Annotated in this window: 15 protein-coding genes; 7 read left to right on the top strand and 8 right to left on the bottom strand. The window is 43.1% G+C overall.

Translation table 11 applies throughout. The annotated features are described in order from the left end of the window. Positions 1-93: 93 nt before the first annotated feature. Complete coding sequence (locus ACQ93I_RS02170; protein WP_431696950.1) at positions 94-1,632, bottom strand: glycine--tRNA ligase; 1,539 nt, start codon at positions 1,630-1,632, stop codon at positions 94-96. A gap of 64 nt (positions 1,633-1,696) precedes the next feature. Further along, positions 1,697-2,578 (bottom strand): hypothetical protein, encoded by an 882-nt coding sequence (locus ACQ93I_RS02165; RefSeq protein WP_431696949.1) that lies wholly within the window; start codon positions 2,576-2,578, stop codon positions 1,697-1,699. Positions 2,579-2,651: 73 nt separating this feature from the next. On the opposite strand from ACQ93I_RS02165, the gene ACQ93I_RS02160 reads away from it, so the two are divergent. After that, positions 2,652-3,332, top strand: a complete 681-nt coding sequence (locus ACQ93I_RS02160) for a ComF family protein (RefSeq protein ID WP_431696948.1) — start codon at positions 2,652-2,654, stop codon at positions 3,330-3,332. A gap of 51 nt (positions 3,333-3,383) precedes the next feature. After that, positions 3,384-5,024 (top strand): Ig-like domain-containing protein, encoded by a 1,641-nt coding sequence (locus tag ACQ93I_RS02155; RefSeq protein ID WP_431696947.1) that lies wholly within the window; start codon positions 3,384-3,386, stop codon positions 5,022-5,024. Here ACQ93I_RS02155 and ACQ93I_RS02150 read toward each other — a convergent pair. Then, positions 5,002-5,796 carry an amidohydrolase gene (locus ACQ93I_RS02150; RefSeq protein ID WP_431696946.1) on the bottom strand — a complete coding sequence of 265 codons (795 nt, stop codon included), beginning with the start codon at positions 5,794-5,796 and terminating at the stop codon, positions 5,002-5,004. The two genes, ACQ93I_RS02155 and ACQ93I_RS02150, sit on opposite strands and share 23 nt — an antisense overlap. A 101-nt stretch (positions 5,797-5,897) precedes the next feature. Here ACQ93I_RS02150 and ACQ93I_RS02145 point away from each other — a divergent pair, with 101 nt between their 5' ends. Beyond that, complete coding sequence (locus tag ACQ93I_RS02145; RefSeq protein WP_266070034.1) at positions 5,898-6,413, top strand: DUF1440 domain-containing protein; 516 nt, start codon at positions 5,898-5,900, stop codon at positions 6,411-6,413. A gap of 3 nt (positions 6,414-6,416) precedes the next feature. Here the strand turns inward: ACQ93I_RS02145 and ACQ93I_RS02140 are convergent, their stop codons facing one another. The 4 genes from ACQ93I_RS02140 to ACQ93I_RS02125 all read right to left on the bottom strand — a co-directional run bounded on the left by ACQ93I_RS02140 (position 6,417) and on the right by ACQ93I_RS02125 (position 11,189). Beyond that, positions 6,417-7,574 (bottom strand): methionine aminotransferase, encoded by a 1,158-nt coding sequence (locus tag ACQ93I_RS02140; RefSeq protein ID WP_431696945.1) that lies wholly within the window; start codon positions 7,572-7,574, stop codon positions 6,417-6,419. Between the two features lie 78 nt (positions 7,575-7,652). Then, positions 7,653-8,396: a succinate dehydrogenase/fumarate reductase iron-sulfur subunit gene (locus ACQ93I_RS02135; RefSeq protein WP_431696944.1), complete on the bottom strand. Its 744-nt coding sequence runs from the start codon at positions 8,394-8,396 to the stop codon at positions 7,653-7,655. A 72-nt stretch (positions 8,397-8,468) separates the two neighbouring features. Continuing rightward, positions 8,469-10,472, bottom strand: coding sequence for a fumarate reductase/succinate dehydrogenase flavoprotein subunit (locus tag ACQ93I_RS02130; protein WP_431696943.1), 2,004 nt, complete (start codon positions 10,470-10,472; stop codon positions 8,469-8,471). 3 nt (positions 10,473-10,475) lie between these two features. Then, on the bottom strand, positions 10,476-11,189 hold the full coding sequence (locus ACQ93I_RS02125) for a succinate dehydrogenase cytochrome b subunit (protein WP_423820082.1): 714 nt from the start codon (positions 11,187-11,189) through the stop codon (positions 10,476-10,478). A 297-nt stretch (positions 11,190-11,486) separates the two neighbouring features. Between ACQ93I_RS02125 and ACQ93I_RS02120 the strand changes: the two genes are divergently transcribed. Beyond that, positions 11,487-12,779 (top strand): aminopeptidase P N-terminal domain-containing protein, encoded by a 1,293-nt coding sequence (locus ACQ93I_RS02120; protein ID WP_431696942.1) that lies wholly within the window; start codon positions 11,487-11,489, stop codon positions 12,777-12,779. 132 nt (positions 12,780-12,911) lie between these two features. Next, a complete protein-coding gene (locus ACQ93I_RS02115) occupies positions 12,912-13,685 on the top strand; it encodes an alpha/beta fold hydrolase (protein ID WP_431696941.1) in 774 nt (257 codons plus the stop codon). Positions 13,686-14,021: 336 nt separating this feature from the next. Here ACQ93I_RS02115 and thiL read toward each other — a convergent pair whose 3' ends face one another. After that, on the bottom strand, positions 14,022-15,074 hold the full coding sequence (gene thiL, locus ACQ93I_RS02110; RefSeq protein ID WP_431696940.1) for a thiamine-phosphate kinase: 1,053 nt from the start codon (positions 15,072-15,074) through the stop codon (positions 14,022-14,024). 273 nt (positions 15,075-15,347) lie between these two features. Between thiL and ACQ93I_RS02105 the strand changes: the two genes are divergently transcribed. After that, complete coding sequence (locus ACQ93I_RS02105; RefSeq protein ID WP_431696939.1) at positions 15,348-15,677, top strand: HesB/IscA family protein; 330 nt, start codon at positions 15,348-15,350, stop codon at positions 15,675-15,677. Positions 15,678-15,709: 32 nt separating this feature from the next. Then, a complete protein-coding gene (locus ACQ93I_RS02100) occupies positions 15,710-16,102 on the top strand; it encodes a four helix bundle protein (protein WP_431696938.1) in 393 nt (130 codons plus the stop codon). The last annotated feature ends 4 nt before the right edge of the window (positions 16,103-16,106 follow it).

Raw genomic sequence — 16,106 nt, 5'->3', positions numbered from 1 at the left:
AAATGTAATGATTTAGGATGAGCAGAAACAAAAAAAAGAACAATTCGGAGAGAATTGCTCTTTTTTTTAACTCATATTTAGATAGGAAAAAAGCTACTTTTTCATCCAGTGTTTAAAGTCGGTCTCTTCTGAGATCAATTTGGAGATCTCAGCAATAGGGATCCTTTTTTGCTCCATGCTATCTCTGTACCTCACTGTCACCGTGCGATCTTCAAGAGAATCGTGATCTACGGTAATACACAGCGGCGTACCCGAAGCATCCTGCCTCCTGTACCTACGCCCAATAGCATCTTTTTCGTCATATTGCACATTGAAATCCCACTTCAGGTCTTCAATGATCTCCTGTGCCAGCTCGGGCAAACCGTCTTTTTTCACCAGTGGCAACACAGCTGCCTTGACAGGCGCAAGTATTGCTGGTAGTTTAAGAACAGTACGCGAACTGCCATCTTTAAGTTCTTCTTCTTTTAGGGAGGCTGAAAGTACAGCCAGGAACATCCTGTCCAGCCCTATTGAAGTTTCTATTACATAAGGCACATAATTTTCCTTAAGTTCTGGATCGTAAAACCGAAGCTTGCGCCCAGAGAATTCTTCATGCGCTTTCAGGTCAAAATCTGTACGGGAATGTATACCTTCAAGTTCCTTGAAACCAAACGGGAAATTAAACTCAATATCTGTTGCGGCGTTGGCATAATGAGCCAGTTTTTCATGATCGTGGAAACGATAGTTCTCTTCCCCAAGGCCTAGTGAAAAATGCCATTTTTGACGCACTTCTTTCCAGTGCTCATACCACTTGAGTTCTTCTCCCGGCCTTACAAAATACTGCATCTCCATTTGTTCGAACTCCCTCATTCTAAAAATGAACTGTCTCGCCACGATCTCATTTCTAAAGGCTTTTCCTGTTTGTGCTATTCCAAAAGGAACTTTCATCCTTCCGGTTTTCTGAACATTAGAAAAGTTCACGAAAATTCCCTGCGCGGTTTCAGGTCTCAGGTAGAGGTTTGATGCCGTTTCAGAAGAAGCTCCCAGTTTGGTACCAAACATAAGGTTGAATTGCCTAACATCGGTCCAGTTCCTGGATCCGGTTTCAGGATCGGCAATGTCCAGCTCTTCAATTAAAGCTTTTACATCCTTTAGATCTTCATTGGTAAGGGAGCGGCCAAGGCGTTCCAGGATTTCCTTTCTTTCGTTCAAATACCGCTGTACCCGGTCGTTTGTATTGACAAATTGCTCTTCATCAAAAGCTTCCCCAAAGCGTTTGCGCGCTTTTTCGATCTCCTTTTGTGCCTTCTGAAGAATTTTTTCAGCATGATCTTCAACCAGAACATCGGCCCGGTATCGCTTCTTAGAATCTTTATTGTCAATAAGAGGATCATTAAAAGCATCAACGTGGCCTGATGCCTTCCAGGTAGTAGGATGCATGAGAATCGCGGCATCTATGCCTACTATTTCCTGGTGCAGCTGCACCATGCTTTTCCACCAGTATTCCCTGATATTCTTTTTTAGTTCTGCTCCGTTTTGACCGTAGTCATAGACTGCGCTAAGGCCGTCGTAAATCTCGGATGATGCAAAAATATACCCATACTCTTTGGCATGGGATATTACATTTTTAAAAAGGTCTTCTTGTTTTGCCATAAAGCAAAAATAAAAAAACCGCCCCGATTCAGGCCAGGGCGGTAGGATTAATTAATTTTTTGTTTTACCTGAGACTAAATCCTGTAGCGCCTATCAAATTAGCGCCTTCATAAACCAGCACTTTATAAGCACCTTCAATAAGGCGATCTGAACTTGTATTGGCTAAAAGACACACATCAAGTTCTTCATTTTCATAGTAGACTTTAGTGGCAGCACTATAGACCATCACCCCGCCGTCATGCTGCACGGCAATTTGATCTCCTACCAGTTCATTGTTGGGATTGTATACCTGCACATAAATATTCTTATCTCCTGCCGCAGCCAGCGTGTTTGGCGTAATGGTGAAACAGGTTCTAATTTTATCTACTCTTCGGGTGCGGTCATTTTCTACCAGCCTGCCGCTGTTTCTTTCAATAACACCTTCCCCTCTTAGATTACTTAACTTCAGTTGAGCAGCCTTATCGATCTTTGAGGCCATAGTCTGAGTTTGAACCTGAAGCGAATCAGAAATTCTTGTTCTCTCCAGCAGCATATTGTTGGTACTGTCAATTTCAGTAATAAGCCTTTGGTTTTGATTACTCAAACTGTCTACCACTCTAAACAATTGTTCCTTTTCGGCTTTAAGATTGCTCACTTCACGACGGTAGCGTGAGATAAGAGCCAGGTTGGCTTCCATAACCTGTACAGAATCGCGCAGGGCTAATATCCTGTTTCTCGCTGCATTTAACTCAGAATCAAGACCTTCATTTTCAGCGATCGCCTCATCGTATTTCACAATTAAATCGTTAAGCTCTCCTTCTATCACAGCTTTTTCCTGCTGTAGTAATTCCTGGTTCTCCTTTTCGTCATTATAAAATTTAATGGTATAAATACCCAGTGCAACCAAAGCGACTGCCAAAACCCCGGTAAGGATCTTTAAGGCATTATTACTCTTCTGGTCTGACATAACAAATGATTTTTAACGGTTTAGTTTTGTAAATTTAGGAGTTTTAATCAGGCCAAGACCAATTTGTTAACAAATGTTTCACGATTTCCTTAACCTTCTTTATCCCAAACTCTGTTATGGATGTGAATCTGGCCTGCGGGCTAATGAGTATATCCTCTGTACGTCCTGCCTTCACGGCTTACCGGTGACCAATCATCACCTGGAAAAAGACAATGTGGTTGAAAAGATTTTCTACGGAAGGATTCCTGTTGAAAATGCCACTTCCCTCCTGTTATTTGAAAAGAAAGGAGTGGTGCAAAAGCTTATTCACAACCTGAAATATCGCGGCCATGAAGAAATAGGCCCCTATTTGGGTGCCTGGCTGGGGAATGAGCTCAAAGAATTACCGCAATGGCAGCAAACCAGCATGGTCATTCCTGTACCACTCCACCGCAAAAAACTTAAAATAAGAGGATTTAATCAGGTAGAGGGATTTGGCCGGGAAATCGCCAAAGCACTTGATATTCCTTATCGTGATGACCTGTTACTAAAGATCACCTCTACAGAAACACAAACCATAAAAAAGAGGATTGCCCGCTGGGGCACAATAGATGAAACCTTGGTTGTGCAAAACCCATCTTCACTACAAAATGCTCACGTGCTGCTGGTAGATGACCTTGTCACCACCGGTGCCACTCTTGAGGCCTGTGCTCATAAACTGCTCCAGGTTCCCAACTTGAGAATTAGCATAGCCACTATGGCCGTTACACATTAGCGGCTTCAGGATTAAAAGAATAAATTGTTTCTTTGTAACAAATTTCGTTTTATGAAACGTGCCGGTGTAAACTTCCTGCTCATCCTTACTATTATTATCGCCTTTGCGGCCTGTGCTAAAAGAGGTACGCCCGATGGCGGCCCGCGTGATATGGAGCCTCCCAGATATGTGAGGGCAAAGCCGGAGAATTTTACCACCAGTTTTAATTCTGATGAAATCAGGATATATTTCAACGAATACATCAAGCTGTCAAACCCACAGCAACAAATAATTATTTCGCCGCCAATGGATCCGCGGCCCGAGATCACTCCTTTGGGAACGGCCAGCAAATCTATCCGCATAAAAATTAATGACACTTTAGAACCACGCACTACCTATACTATTAACTTCGGAAGAAGCATTACAGACAACAATGAGTCTAACCCCCTCAGTTTTTTCACCTACGCCTTTTCTACGGGCCCTTATATTGATTCCCTTTCCCTTCGAGGCAGCGTGAAGGATGCAATTCTTCGGGCGCCCGATCCATTTATCTCGGTGATGCTTTATGAAGTAGATTCGACTTATTCAGATTCTGTGATCTACACCCGGGTGCCACGATATGTTACCAATACCCTTGACAGTGCCACCACTTTTCAACTAAACAATCTTAAGCAGGGCACTTATCAACTGGTGGCCATGCGTGATGTGAACAACAATTACACTTTTGAACCGCGTACAGACAAGGTTGCATTTGCAGATGAATACATCACGATTCCCACAGATGAGGAATTCGACCTCACGCTGTTTTCCGAAATACTCGAAGGAAAATTTGAAAGACCCCAGGTAAAGGCACAACAGCACCTCATTTTTGGATATACAGGATTAGTAGTGGCCGACAGTATCTCAATTACACCATTTGATGTACCTGCCGATTTTGAAGACAGGATCACAAAAGATCCTGTGACTGACACGCTGCATTATTGGTACAAACCTTTTGCAGAACGCGACACGCTTAAATTCCTTGTAGAGACCCCACGGGTGAGCGATACAATTATTGCCCGCCTGAGAAATGCAAAAAGGGATACCCTACTTTTTAGTGTAGAACCCCAGTCGACGCTCGGTTTTCAGGAAGATCTAAAAATAATTCCCACGGTGCCCCTCGAAGAGGTAAAGGACTCCCTTATAAACCTTACCAGGAGCGATACTATTCCCGTTCCCTTTACCGGCACCTACGACAAGTGGAATAATGTCTACAGACTTTCTTTTGAAAAAGCTGAAAAACAAAAATACCAACTCACAGCGCTGCCCGGTGCTTTCACAGATTTCTTCGGAAGGCAGAACGACACCATTACGGCCCAGACGGGAACTCCTGCCCTGGCCGATCGCGGAAATCTTATTGTCAACCTCACAGGAGTTGAAGCTTTTCCGGTTATCGTGCAGGTCACGACAGAAAAAGGAGAAGTCATTGCCGAAAAGTATTCTACCGGCACTAATGTAATCAACTTCAACAACCTTAAACCCGGGAATTACCTGTTAAGGCTCATCTACGACCGCAATGAAAATAATATTTGGGATACAGGAAGTTTCTTAAAAAGGAAGCAGCCCGAAACTGTAGTGTATTACCCCGAGCCTATAAACGTAAGGGCAAACTGGGATGACAACTATACCTTTGATGCCAGTCCTGTAGCAATTATTCCTCCTCCAGATCTGTAATAGTAAACCGGTCGCGATCCTGTAAGAACTTCAGCTGGGAACGGGTCTCTATTAAATCCTGCTTATTGAGCTTTACGAGCTCGGTGAATTCAGTTTCCTGCAGGTTTGAAGAGATCTGTTTTCCGAGGCAATCGTAAACAGCCGAGTGCCCCACGTAATTGAGGTCGCTCCCATCCCGGCCTACGCGGTTAAGACCAATGCAGTAGCTCATATTTTCAATGGCCCGGGCTTTTAAAAGAGCATCCCAGGCTACAACCCGGGCTGCAGGCCAGTTAGCAACGTAAATAAGTAAGTCATAATCTTCGGTATTGCGAGCCCACACAGGAAAGCGAAGATCATAGCACACCAGCGGACAAATCTTCCAACCCTTGTACTCAACAATAAGCCTTTCACGCCCAAACGCATAAGTTTCGTCCTCTTTGGCCAGGGTGAAGGTATGCCGCTTATCATATTTTTGAGAAGCACCATCAGGATAAACAAAATACAGGCGGTTGTAGAAATTGCCTCCGTCAGAAATGATAAGGCTACCGGTAACAGCTGCATCTTTTTCTGAAGCCATTTTTTGCATCCATTTAAAGGTGGGCCCCTTGTCGGGTTCAGCAAGGTTTTCGGCATTCATAGAGAAGCCGGTAGAGAACATTTCGGGCAGGATAATAAGATCGGTTTCCTGCGGAAGTTCTTTTATTTTCCTCTCAAAAAGGGCTTTATTGTCTTCGATTTTCTCCCATTCCAGGTTCGCCTGAAGGAGTGCGGTGTTTAAAATTTCTGCCATATGTAAAGGTATAAAAAATGCTTTTTCCCCTGCTAAATGCATGTTAAATGGTTGCATTGACGGGTGAAGTTGAATAGTTTTAAAAAGAAAAAATTAAAGCTATGAGTTTACAATCATTTTTTGAAAAAGATTCATTTCCATCGAACACCTCACGCGGAATCCTTGCCGGTTTCGTGGCCGGACTTGTAGGAACTGCTGTAAAAGCAGGCGTAGAACGCTTCCTGGAGGTACGAAAGATCGATCAACGTTCGGCCCAGATCAAGGTGATGGATAAGTTCTCGACAAAACTGATAGGCTCTCCTATAAAGCTCGAAAATGAAGGTATTGTGGAACAACTGGTCAACCTGCCCCTGGGAGCCACTGTAGGTGCCATTTATGGCTACGGAAAAAGGGACAAAGACCAGATGAACATGCTTGACGGTGCAATTTTAGGTGCTACCACATGGGCGTCAACCCACGAAACAAGCTTACCGCTTATGGGCCTTGACGAGAGTCCCGAAAAAGTACCTTTTAAGACACAGGCACATGAGCTAATTGCCCATGTGGTTTTTGGGGTAACTACAGAAATTGTGCGGTCTTATATCAATGACAGCCTTAGAAAACACCAGGAAGAATAGACCCTATTTGACCTTTTTGAGGATTTCTGCTGCCTTTACCAGGGTGTCATCGGTCTTGGCAAAGCAGAATCTCAACTGCCGGTGATCTTCTTTCCCTTTGTTAAAAACTGAAACCGGGATACTTGCAACACCAAATTCCTTAATGAGCCTGCGGGAGAAATCCACGTCGGGCTCATTTGTTATTTCTGAATAATCCAGAAGCTGAAAGTAAGTTCCTTTTGAAGGAACAGCTTTAAAAGCAGTGTCTTTAATGAGGTGCAGAAATTTATCCCTTTTCTCCTGATAAAAATCTCTGAGCCCGAGGTAATGCTGGGGTGTTTTGAGGTATTCGGCGAACGCTCTCTGGGTAGGATGATGTACGCAGAAGACGTTAACTTCCATCACCTTCCATATTTCGGCCATAAGTTCTTCGGGCGCTACACAATAACCCATCTTCCAGCCGGTGTTGTGAAAAGTCTTTCCAAAAGAGGCACACACAATTGCCCTTTTTGAGAGGTTAGGAAAAGCCGAGGCGCTGTAATGTTTAGCTTCATCAAAAATGATATGCTCATAGACCTCATCACTCAGAATAATAATATCTGTACCCTCTAAAAGAGCTTCCAACTGTTGCATTTCTTCTTTGCTGAAGACATTTCCGCTGGGATTGTGAGGCGTGTTGATAATGAGCATCCGGGTCTTTGGAGTGATCTTCTGTTTGATCTCATCAACATTGAGCTTATACCCTTTTCCTTCGAGCTGTACCAGTACCGGAATACCTCCATTCAGCTTAATAGCGGGTTCGTAAGAATCATAAGCCGGTTTAAGCACTATAACTTCATCGCCGGGGTTCACAAAGGCTGTAATAGCCAGGAATAAAGCCTGGGTAGCCCCATCGGTTACCGTAATCTCTGTATTTTTATCATACTTTTTACCGTGCAGGCTCTCGATCTTATCGGCAATCTGCTCCCGGAGTGGCGTAATTCCTGCAAGCGGCGCATATTGGTTATACCCATCGAGCATGGCATTATAAACAAGCTCTTTGAGCTGCCTGTCGGTTTCAAAATTGGGGTAACCCTGCGAGAGGTTGACAGCATCATGTTCAAATGCCATTTTTGACATCACAGAAAAAATACTGGTTTTATGCTTCGGAAGTTTGGAAGATATATTGCTGACTCCTGCCATTAGTTTTTTCAATAAGTTCCAAAAAAAATCCCGAACTGCAAAGTCCGGGATCTTCAGAAATATAAGTTGTCAAAAACGCTATTTTACGCTGGCTCTTAAGTACTCCCTGTTCATACGGGCAATGTTCTCAAGAGATATTCCTTTAGGGCATTCTATTTCACAAGCCCCGGTGTTGGTACAGTTACCAAATCCTTCTTTGTCCATTTGCTCCACCATAGCGAGCACACGACGATCGGCCTCTACTTCTCCCTGAGGCAATAAAGCCATCTGGCTTACCTTGGCCGAAGTGAATAACATGGCGCTGGCATTTTTACATGCTGCCACACAGGCCCCGCATCCAATACAGGTAGCCGCATAAAATGCTGCATCTGCTTTATCTTTTGCAATTGGAATAGAGTTCGCATCCTGCGTATTTCCGGAGGTATTTACTGAAATATATCCTCCTGCCTGCTGAATTCTTTCAAAAGAAGTGCGGTCTACAACCAAATCTTTGATCACAGGAAAGGCCTTTGCACGGAAAGGTTCAATAGTGATGGTATCTCCATCTTTGAACATTCTCATGTGCAACTGGCAGGTAGTAACACCCCTGTCTGGCCCATGAGGCTCTCCATTGATTTGCAAGCTACAGGTTCCGCAGATCCCTTCACGGCAATCGTGATCAAAGACCACCGGCTCTTCTCCTTTGTCAATCAACTCCTGATTTAGAACATCGAGCATCTCCAGAAAAGACATATCGGGTTCAACCCCTCCCAATTGGTAGGTTTGGATTGCCCCTTTTGAAGTGGCATCTTTTTGACGCCATATTTTTAGTGTAAGATTCATATTTTTAATTTGAAGATTTGAAGATTTGATGATGAGTTAATTTTCAAATTCCCTCATTTTCAAATTTTCAAATTATTTATAGCTTCTCGTTTTAACTTCAATATTTTCGTAGACCAGGTCTTCTTTATGTAAAACTGCATCTGCAGGCTCTCCCGTGTATTCCCAGGCGGCTACATACATAAAGTTCTCATCGTCACGAAGGGCTTCCCCCTCTTCGGTCTGGAATTCTTCCCTAAAGTGGCCTCCACAAGACTCTTCCCTGTGAAGTGCATCTTTGGCGAAAAGTTCTCCCAGTTCAAGGAAATCGGCTACCCTTCCGGCTTTTTCAAGCTCGGGGTTCATGCCGTCAACGATTCCCGGAACACGTACATCTTTCCAGAATTCTTCTCTCAAAGCTTTAATTTCTGAAATAGCTTCTTTCAATCCGGTAGCATTTCTAGACATACCAACTTTATCCCACATGATCTTTCCAAGACGCTTGTGGAAATAGTCAACCGACTTTGTTCCTTTGGTATTCACAAAACGCTCAAGTTGCTCACGGATCTTTCTCTCGGCTTCATCAAACTCGGGAGAATCGGTTGGAATTCTTCCGGTTCTAATGTCGTTGGCGAGATAATCTCCCATGGTGTATGGAAGTACAAAATATCCATCTGCAAGCCCCTGCATCAAAGCCGAAGCTCCAAGTCGGTTAGCACCGTGATCGGAGAAGTTTGCTTCCCCTGCAGCATAAAGTCCGGGAACTGTAGTTTGTAAGTTATAATCTACCCAAAGACCTCCCATTGTATAGTGAACGGCAGGATAGATCTTCATTGGGGTTTCGTACGGATTCTCATCTACGATCTTCTCGTACATTTGGAAAAGGTTTCCGTATTTAGCTTCAACCACAGCTTTTCCAAGCTCCCGAATCTGCTCTTCGGAAGCATTCTCTATTTTTTGTGTAGAAACCGCCTCTCTTCCGTAGCGCATAAAAGCAGCGCTAAAGTCAAGATAAACAGCTTCTCCTGTTTTATTTACTCCGAAACCGGCATCACAACGCTCTTTTGCAGCTCTTGAAGCCACATCTCGAGGTACCAGGTTACCAAACGCAGGATAACGTCTTTCCAGGTAGTAATCTCTGTCTTCTTCGGCCAGTTGGGTGGGCTTCAGCCTTCCTTCCCTAATGGCCTTTGCATCTTCCAGTTTTTTCGGAACCCATATCCTACCATCATTCCGAAGGGATTCAGACATCAGGGTTAATTTAGACTGATGATCTCCGGAAACCGGAATACAGGTTGGGTGGATTTGCGTGAAACAAGGGTTGGCAAAGAAAGCTCCTTTTTTGTGCACTTTCCAGGCGGCAGTAACGTTACTTCCCATCGCATTGGTAGAAAGGTAAAACACGTTACCGTATCCTCCTGAAGCAATTACCACAGCATGTGCACTGTGTCTTTCAATTTCGCCGGTCACCAGGTCACGGGCAATGATACCACGGGCTTTTCCACCTACAAGCACCACATCAAGCATTTCATGACGGGTGTAAGATTGAATTTTTCCGCGGTTAATTTGGCGGTTCATGGCCGAATAACACCCTAAAAGTAACTGCTGCCCGGTTTGACCTTTTGCGTAAAAAGTACGGGAAACCAGTACCCCCCCAAAAGAGCGGTTATCGAGCAATCCACCGTATTCACGTGCAAAGGGAACCCCTTGAGCTACACACTGGTCGATAATGTTACCGGAAACTTCAGCCAAACGATAAACGTTCGATTCCCGGGCACGGTAATCTCCTCCTTTAACAGTATCGTAGAAAAGACGGTAATCTGAATCCCCGTCTCCCTGATAGTTCTTTGCTGCGTTAATTCCTCCCTGTGCGGCAATAGAGTGCGCACGGCGTGGAGAATCCTGATAGCAGAATGTCTTTACGTTATATCCCAGCTCTGCTAAAGTAGCGGCTGCGCTACCCCCGGCAAGACCTGTACCAACTACAATGATGTCAATATTCCGTTTGTTGGCGGGATTGACAAGATTGATCTTATTTTTATGATTGACCCACTTATCGGCCAACGGCCCCTGTGGTACTTTAGAATCTAATACTCCCATAGCTTATATTTTTTCGAGTACAAAATAGATGTAAAACGGAATGATAGCGAACAACAGTGGCACTATAACAGAAAAGGCCACTCCGGTCTTCCGTACAAAATTATTGTACTTGGGGTGATTTACTCCCAAAGACTGGAATCCGCTGCCAAACCCGTGATACAGGTGGAAACCGATAGCAATCATGGAAATAAGGTAAATAATAGCCCAGATAAGACCCATTTCAGCATCCTGAAAGGTCATGATCGTAAGCGTGTAAAGGTCTTTCACAGTCTCCCCATTGGCAGTTTGATAAACAGTGTCATCCAAACCTCCAAATTTCATTTCTCCCCAAAAGTTGATTAAGTGGATCACGATGAACGCAAGGATCACTGTTCCAAGAACTCCCATGTTTCTTGAAGACCATTTTGAGTTTGTAGCCGGTTTAAAGCTCGCGTAACCCTGAGGGCGTGCTTTGCGGTTATTCACTGTAAGAACGATCCCATCAATGACGTGAAAAAGTATACTCGCAAAAGTTACTATAGACAGCACCCTAACGATAGGATTGGTGGTCATGAAAAGCGCGTATTCATTGAATTGATCTCTCGCACCCTCTCCCGTAGCCAACAGCTGCAGGTTTCCCGCAAGGTGGCCTACCAGGAATAAACATAGAAACAGGCCTGTGAAAGCCATCCAGTACTTTTTAGCAAGCGATGACTTTAATAGCGCAGATTTTGCCATAAAATTTGTGATTATTTTTAATAAAGTAAAAGCAAAAATACGCTCTTTCACTTCATTAGCAAACATTCACCTCCAATTACGCTTTATTTAGAACAAATATAAAGAAGCTGCAAAAGGCTGTTATTTAAAGGAATGAATACCTAAAACCCTACTACAGCGACAGGAGCTCAAACGTTTTTTTAAAACTATAAGCAATTTTGCCCTAAAATGAATTGATCAAATCAACGAGTCGGCCGTGTTTTCCACCGCTGCTCGGTTTAAATTTTTTAAATTTGTTGCACACACTAAATAATACCCATGAAATATCACCAAATAGACCGCAAACTATTCATAAAAAACAGGAAGAATTTTGCTGAAAAGATGCAACCTAAAAGCCTTGCTGTTTTCAACTCCAACGACATTTACCCAATTGGGGCAGACAGCACCATGCCCTTTCAGCAGGCCAGAGACCTTTTCTACCTTAGCGGGGTAGACCAGGACAAAAGCATACTTGTGATTTTTCCCGATGCGCCTTCAGAAAAGCACCGGGAAATGCTCTTCCTCACCGAAACCAATGATCACATTGCAGTGTGGGAAGGCGAGAAACTTACCAAAGAAAAGGCTTTTGAAGTATCAGGTATCAAAAATGTCTTTTGGCTCAAAGATTTTGAAAAAGTATTCTTTGAAGTAATGACCCAATGTGACACTGTGTATTTCAATACCAACGAACATTACCGGGCTAATGTGGAGACAGAAACCCGCGAAGCCAGGTTTATAAAGTGGTGCAAGCAGCAATTTCCTGCTCACCAGGTGGCAAAAAGTAACCCTATCCTGCAACGGCTGCGTTCGGTTAAAGATCCTATTGAGCTTGAACTGATGCAAACGGCCTGTGATATTACTGAAAAAGCCTTCCGCAGGGTGCTTAATTTCGTAAAACCGGGGGTTTGGGAATATGAGATTGAAGCCGAATACTGGCACGAGATGATTCGCAACCGCTCTAAAGGTTTCGCCTACACCCCAATTATTGCCAGCGGAAATAACGCCAATGTGCTCCACTACATCGAGAACAACCAGCAGTGTAAGGAAGGGGAACTGATTCTTCTGGACACAGGTGCCGAATACGCGAATTATGCAAGCGACCTTACCAGGACCATTCCTGTTTCTGGAAGGTATACAAAACGCCAAAAAGAAGTTTACAACGCCGTAAACCGCGTTAAGAACGACGCCACAAAAATGCTTGTTCCCGGCGCCGATTGGGCCGAATACCACAAAGAAGTTGGTAAGCTCATGACATCTGAATTACTTGGCCTAGGGTTACTTGATAAAGCCGATGTTCAAAATGAAGATCCTGAATGGCCGGCATACAAGAAATATTTCATGCACGGTACTTCTCATAATATCGGTCTTGACACGCATGACTACGGATTACTTTATGAGCCCATGCAAGCAAACATGGTCTTTACCGTAGAACCCGGAATTTATATCCCAGATGAAGGCTTCGGAATACGTCTTGAAGACGATGTGGTGATCCAGGAAAAAGGAGAACCTTTCAACCTTATGGGCAACATCCCGATAGAAGCCGATGAGATTGAAGAGATCATGAACAGCTAAATAAGTTATGAGTTTAGAATTATGAGTTATGCCGCGACTGCCTAAATATTTTATGCATTCGCGGCTCTTTTTTATCACCAAATTGACTATCAACAATTTGCCACTAACCAATAGGTTATTTAAAATTGAAGTATGCAAATTAACTTTCAGGGAGCAGAAATCCATTACTCGGTAGTTGGGGAAGGAGAAACCACGGTCCTGCTTCACGGCTTTTTGGAATCTTCAAATATTTGGGAGGAATTCCTGCCGGATTTTTCACGGTATGGAAAGATCATTACGATTGATCTCCCGGGACATGGGAAATCGGGTGTAATTTCTGAAGTCCACAGCATGGAATTAATGGCTCAGGCCGTTTATGCCGTACTGCAAGCCACAGGTGTCAAAAAGGGCAATTTTATAGGTCATTCTATGGGCGGCTATGTGGCTTTGGCGTTCCTGGAGCAACATCCTGAAATGGTTCAGGATCTTATGCTGCTCAATTCTACCCCGCAGTCCGACAGCGAAGAGAAAAAAGAGATCAGGGATCGCTCTGTTGAACTGGTACAGCGAAATAAACATGCGTACATCAGCATGGCTATCAACAACCTGTTATCCCCTCTCAACACTGCATCATTTTCCGAAGAAATTGACGAACTCAAAGATAAAGCTATGAGTTTTCCAACAGAAGGAATCACTGCAGCTCTAAAAGGCATGAAAATACGTTCAGAAAAAATTGAAGTTCTTAAAAATTACAGCGGACAAAAAATAATAGTAGCCGGCAGCGAAGACCCCCTGGTTGACATTTCTGAATTAAGAAATCTTGCGGAAGACTGTGGCTGCAAATTTTTCCTGTTTTCGGGAGGCCATCTTTCTTACATCGAGAATAAAGAGCAATTCAGGAAATTGTGCATTTCATCGAAAAAATGAGGTATTTAACTGATTTTTAGGAAAGTTTTATTACATTCCTACTTTGAAATTACCCTGATAAACCCTATAAATGGAAAATAAAATCCCTCGTTTGTTTTCTCCCAACGCCTGAATATGTGCTGTCTTTAGCCATAACTTCACGGTTTCACAAAGAATAACCGACCATATCAAAGAGTACAAATGCACCCGTTGCGGACAGGAAATGACCGATACCGCCCACGGCTTTATCGCTAAACTCACTCCTAAATTCCGGGAAACCAATGCTTACATCGCAAAGATCCACAAGCGTAGGTGTTCGAGAAAAATTTTTACTGAAAAAGACCTTTCCAGGGCTTCTTAGTCCTTCTTATCCATGGCATTCCAGCCCCGGGCAATCAACTCGATCTTCTGGTTGGCACGGGTGACCAGATGCATTCCTTCACTTTGTTGGGTCATATGCCCAATCACTGTAAAATTAGGATTCCCCTTGATCTTGTCGTAGTCTTTTTGATCTATAGTAAACAGCAGCTCATAATCTTCGCCACCACTTAAAGCAATGGTGGTACTGTCTAGCTGAAATTCTTCACACACAGAAATCACCGCCGGATCTAACGGAATTTTCTCTTCAAATAAATTAACTCCTGTTCCGGAGTTTTTACACAAATGAATGGTTTCAGAAGAAAGACCATCGCTAATATCTATCATTGAAGTCGGCTGAAGGTCAAGCGCTTTGAACAAAGGCGGGATGTCCTGTCGGGCTTCAGGTTTAAGCTGGCGTTCAATAAGGTAAGTATAAGGATCAAGATCGGGCTGTGAATTAGGGTTCACCTTAAAGACCTGCTTTTCCCTTTCGAGCACCTGCAAGCCCATATATGCGGCACCAAGATCTCCTGTAACCACCAAAAGGTCATTCTCTTTGGCTCCACTCCTGTACACCACCTCTTCTTCCTTTGCGGCACCCAGTGCAGTAACGCTAATCACCATCCCCGAATTTGAAGAAGTAGTATCGCCTCCTACCACGTCTACTTTATATAGTTTTGCAGCGAGCTCAATGCCCGAATAAAGTTCTTCAAGAGCTTCTACAGGAAAACGATTAGAAACAGCAATAGAAATGGTTATTTGACGGGCTTTTGCATTCATCGCATACAAGTCAGACAAATTGACCATTACCGCCTTGTAACCCAAATGCTTCAGCGGCATGTAAGCAAGGTCAAAATGCACACCTTCCACCAGAAAATCGGTAGTAACCACTACTTTCTCATCTTTAAAATCTAGCACTGCCGCATCATCCCCAATGCCTTTAATAGTATTTTCGGGGGTGATCCCGAAGTTACGGGTTAGGTGATCAATAAGTCCAAATTCACCATATTCTGAAAGGCTTGTTCTGCTTTCGTTACTGTTTTCAAACATAATCCTGTTACATGAGTTTTGGCAAAATTAAGGCTTAAATGTTCATTTAAAGAAAGATGTCTTCAAAAAGCCATTTTTGGAAGGAGAAGAATTAAAAATATTTTTCTTTAATTCTGAAAATGAAAAAGTTACACAAATAATCCGAAGAAATTAGTGAAGTCTGGTAAATAGCCGATGCCAATGCCCGAATTCTTTTTTCTGATAGCTTTTACCATGGTAAAACCTATTGTTTGTATTATATTTGCATTTAATTTAGAATTAATCTTTATAGCGATGATAAAGGTAAGTGAAAACGCCAAAAAGAGAATAACCTCCCTTATGCAGGAAGATGGTTTTGATGCCATGCAGGATTTTGTTCGGGTGGGCGTGAAGAGCGGTGGATGTTCGGGCCTGTCCTATGACCTTAAATTTGATCATTCAAAGGCAGAAGGCGACAAGCTTTTTGAAGACAACGATATTAAAATTGTTGTCGATAAAAAGAGCGTCTTATACCTGGCGGGAACCATCCTTGAATATTCGGGCGGCCTCAACGGTAAAGGATTTGTATTCAACAATCCCAATGCCCAGCGTACTTGCGGATGTGGAGAATCATTCTCGCTGTAGGTTCATAGTTCAAGGTTTAAAGTTTAAGGTTGATGGGCACAGTAAGTAATTTTGAAGATCTGGAGATTTGGAAAAGTGCACGTGGTATATGCAATGATATCTTTAAGATCAGACAAAATTCCGACCTGAAATCTGATTATAAACTTTACGACCAAATGAACGGCTCTTCAGGATCTGTTATGGATAATATTGCTGAAGGATTTGAAAGGAATGGTAATAGGGAATTTATTCAATTTCTGGCCATAGCGAAAGCTTCTTGTGGAGAAACACGATCTCAATTACATCGTGCACTTGACAGAAATTACCTTCCCAAAGAGGAATTCGACCTCCTCTACACTAAATTGATTTTATTGAGCAAGCAGATAAGCTCTTTTATTAACTATCTGCAAAAAAGCGAATTAAAAGGAACAAAGTTCAAAGGGTAGAACC

It is taken from the genome of Salinimicrobium sp. WS361 (assembly GCF_050750585.1).
Lineage (GTDB): Bacteria > Bacteroidota > Bacteroidia > Flavobacteriales > Flavobacteriaceae > Salinimicrobium.
This window is presented reverse-complemented; position numbering and strand designations above follow the sequence as displayed.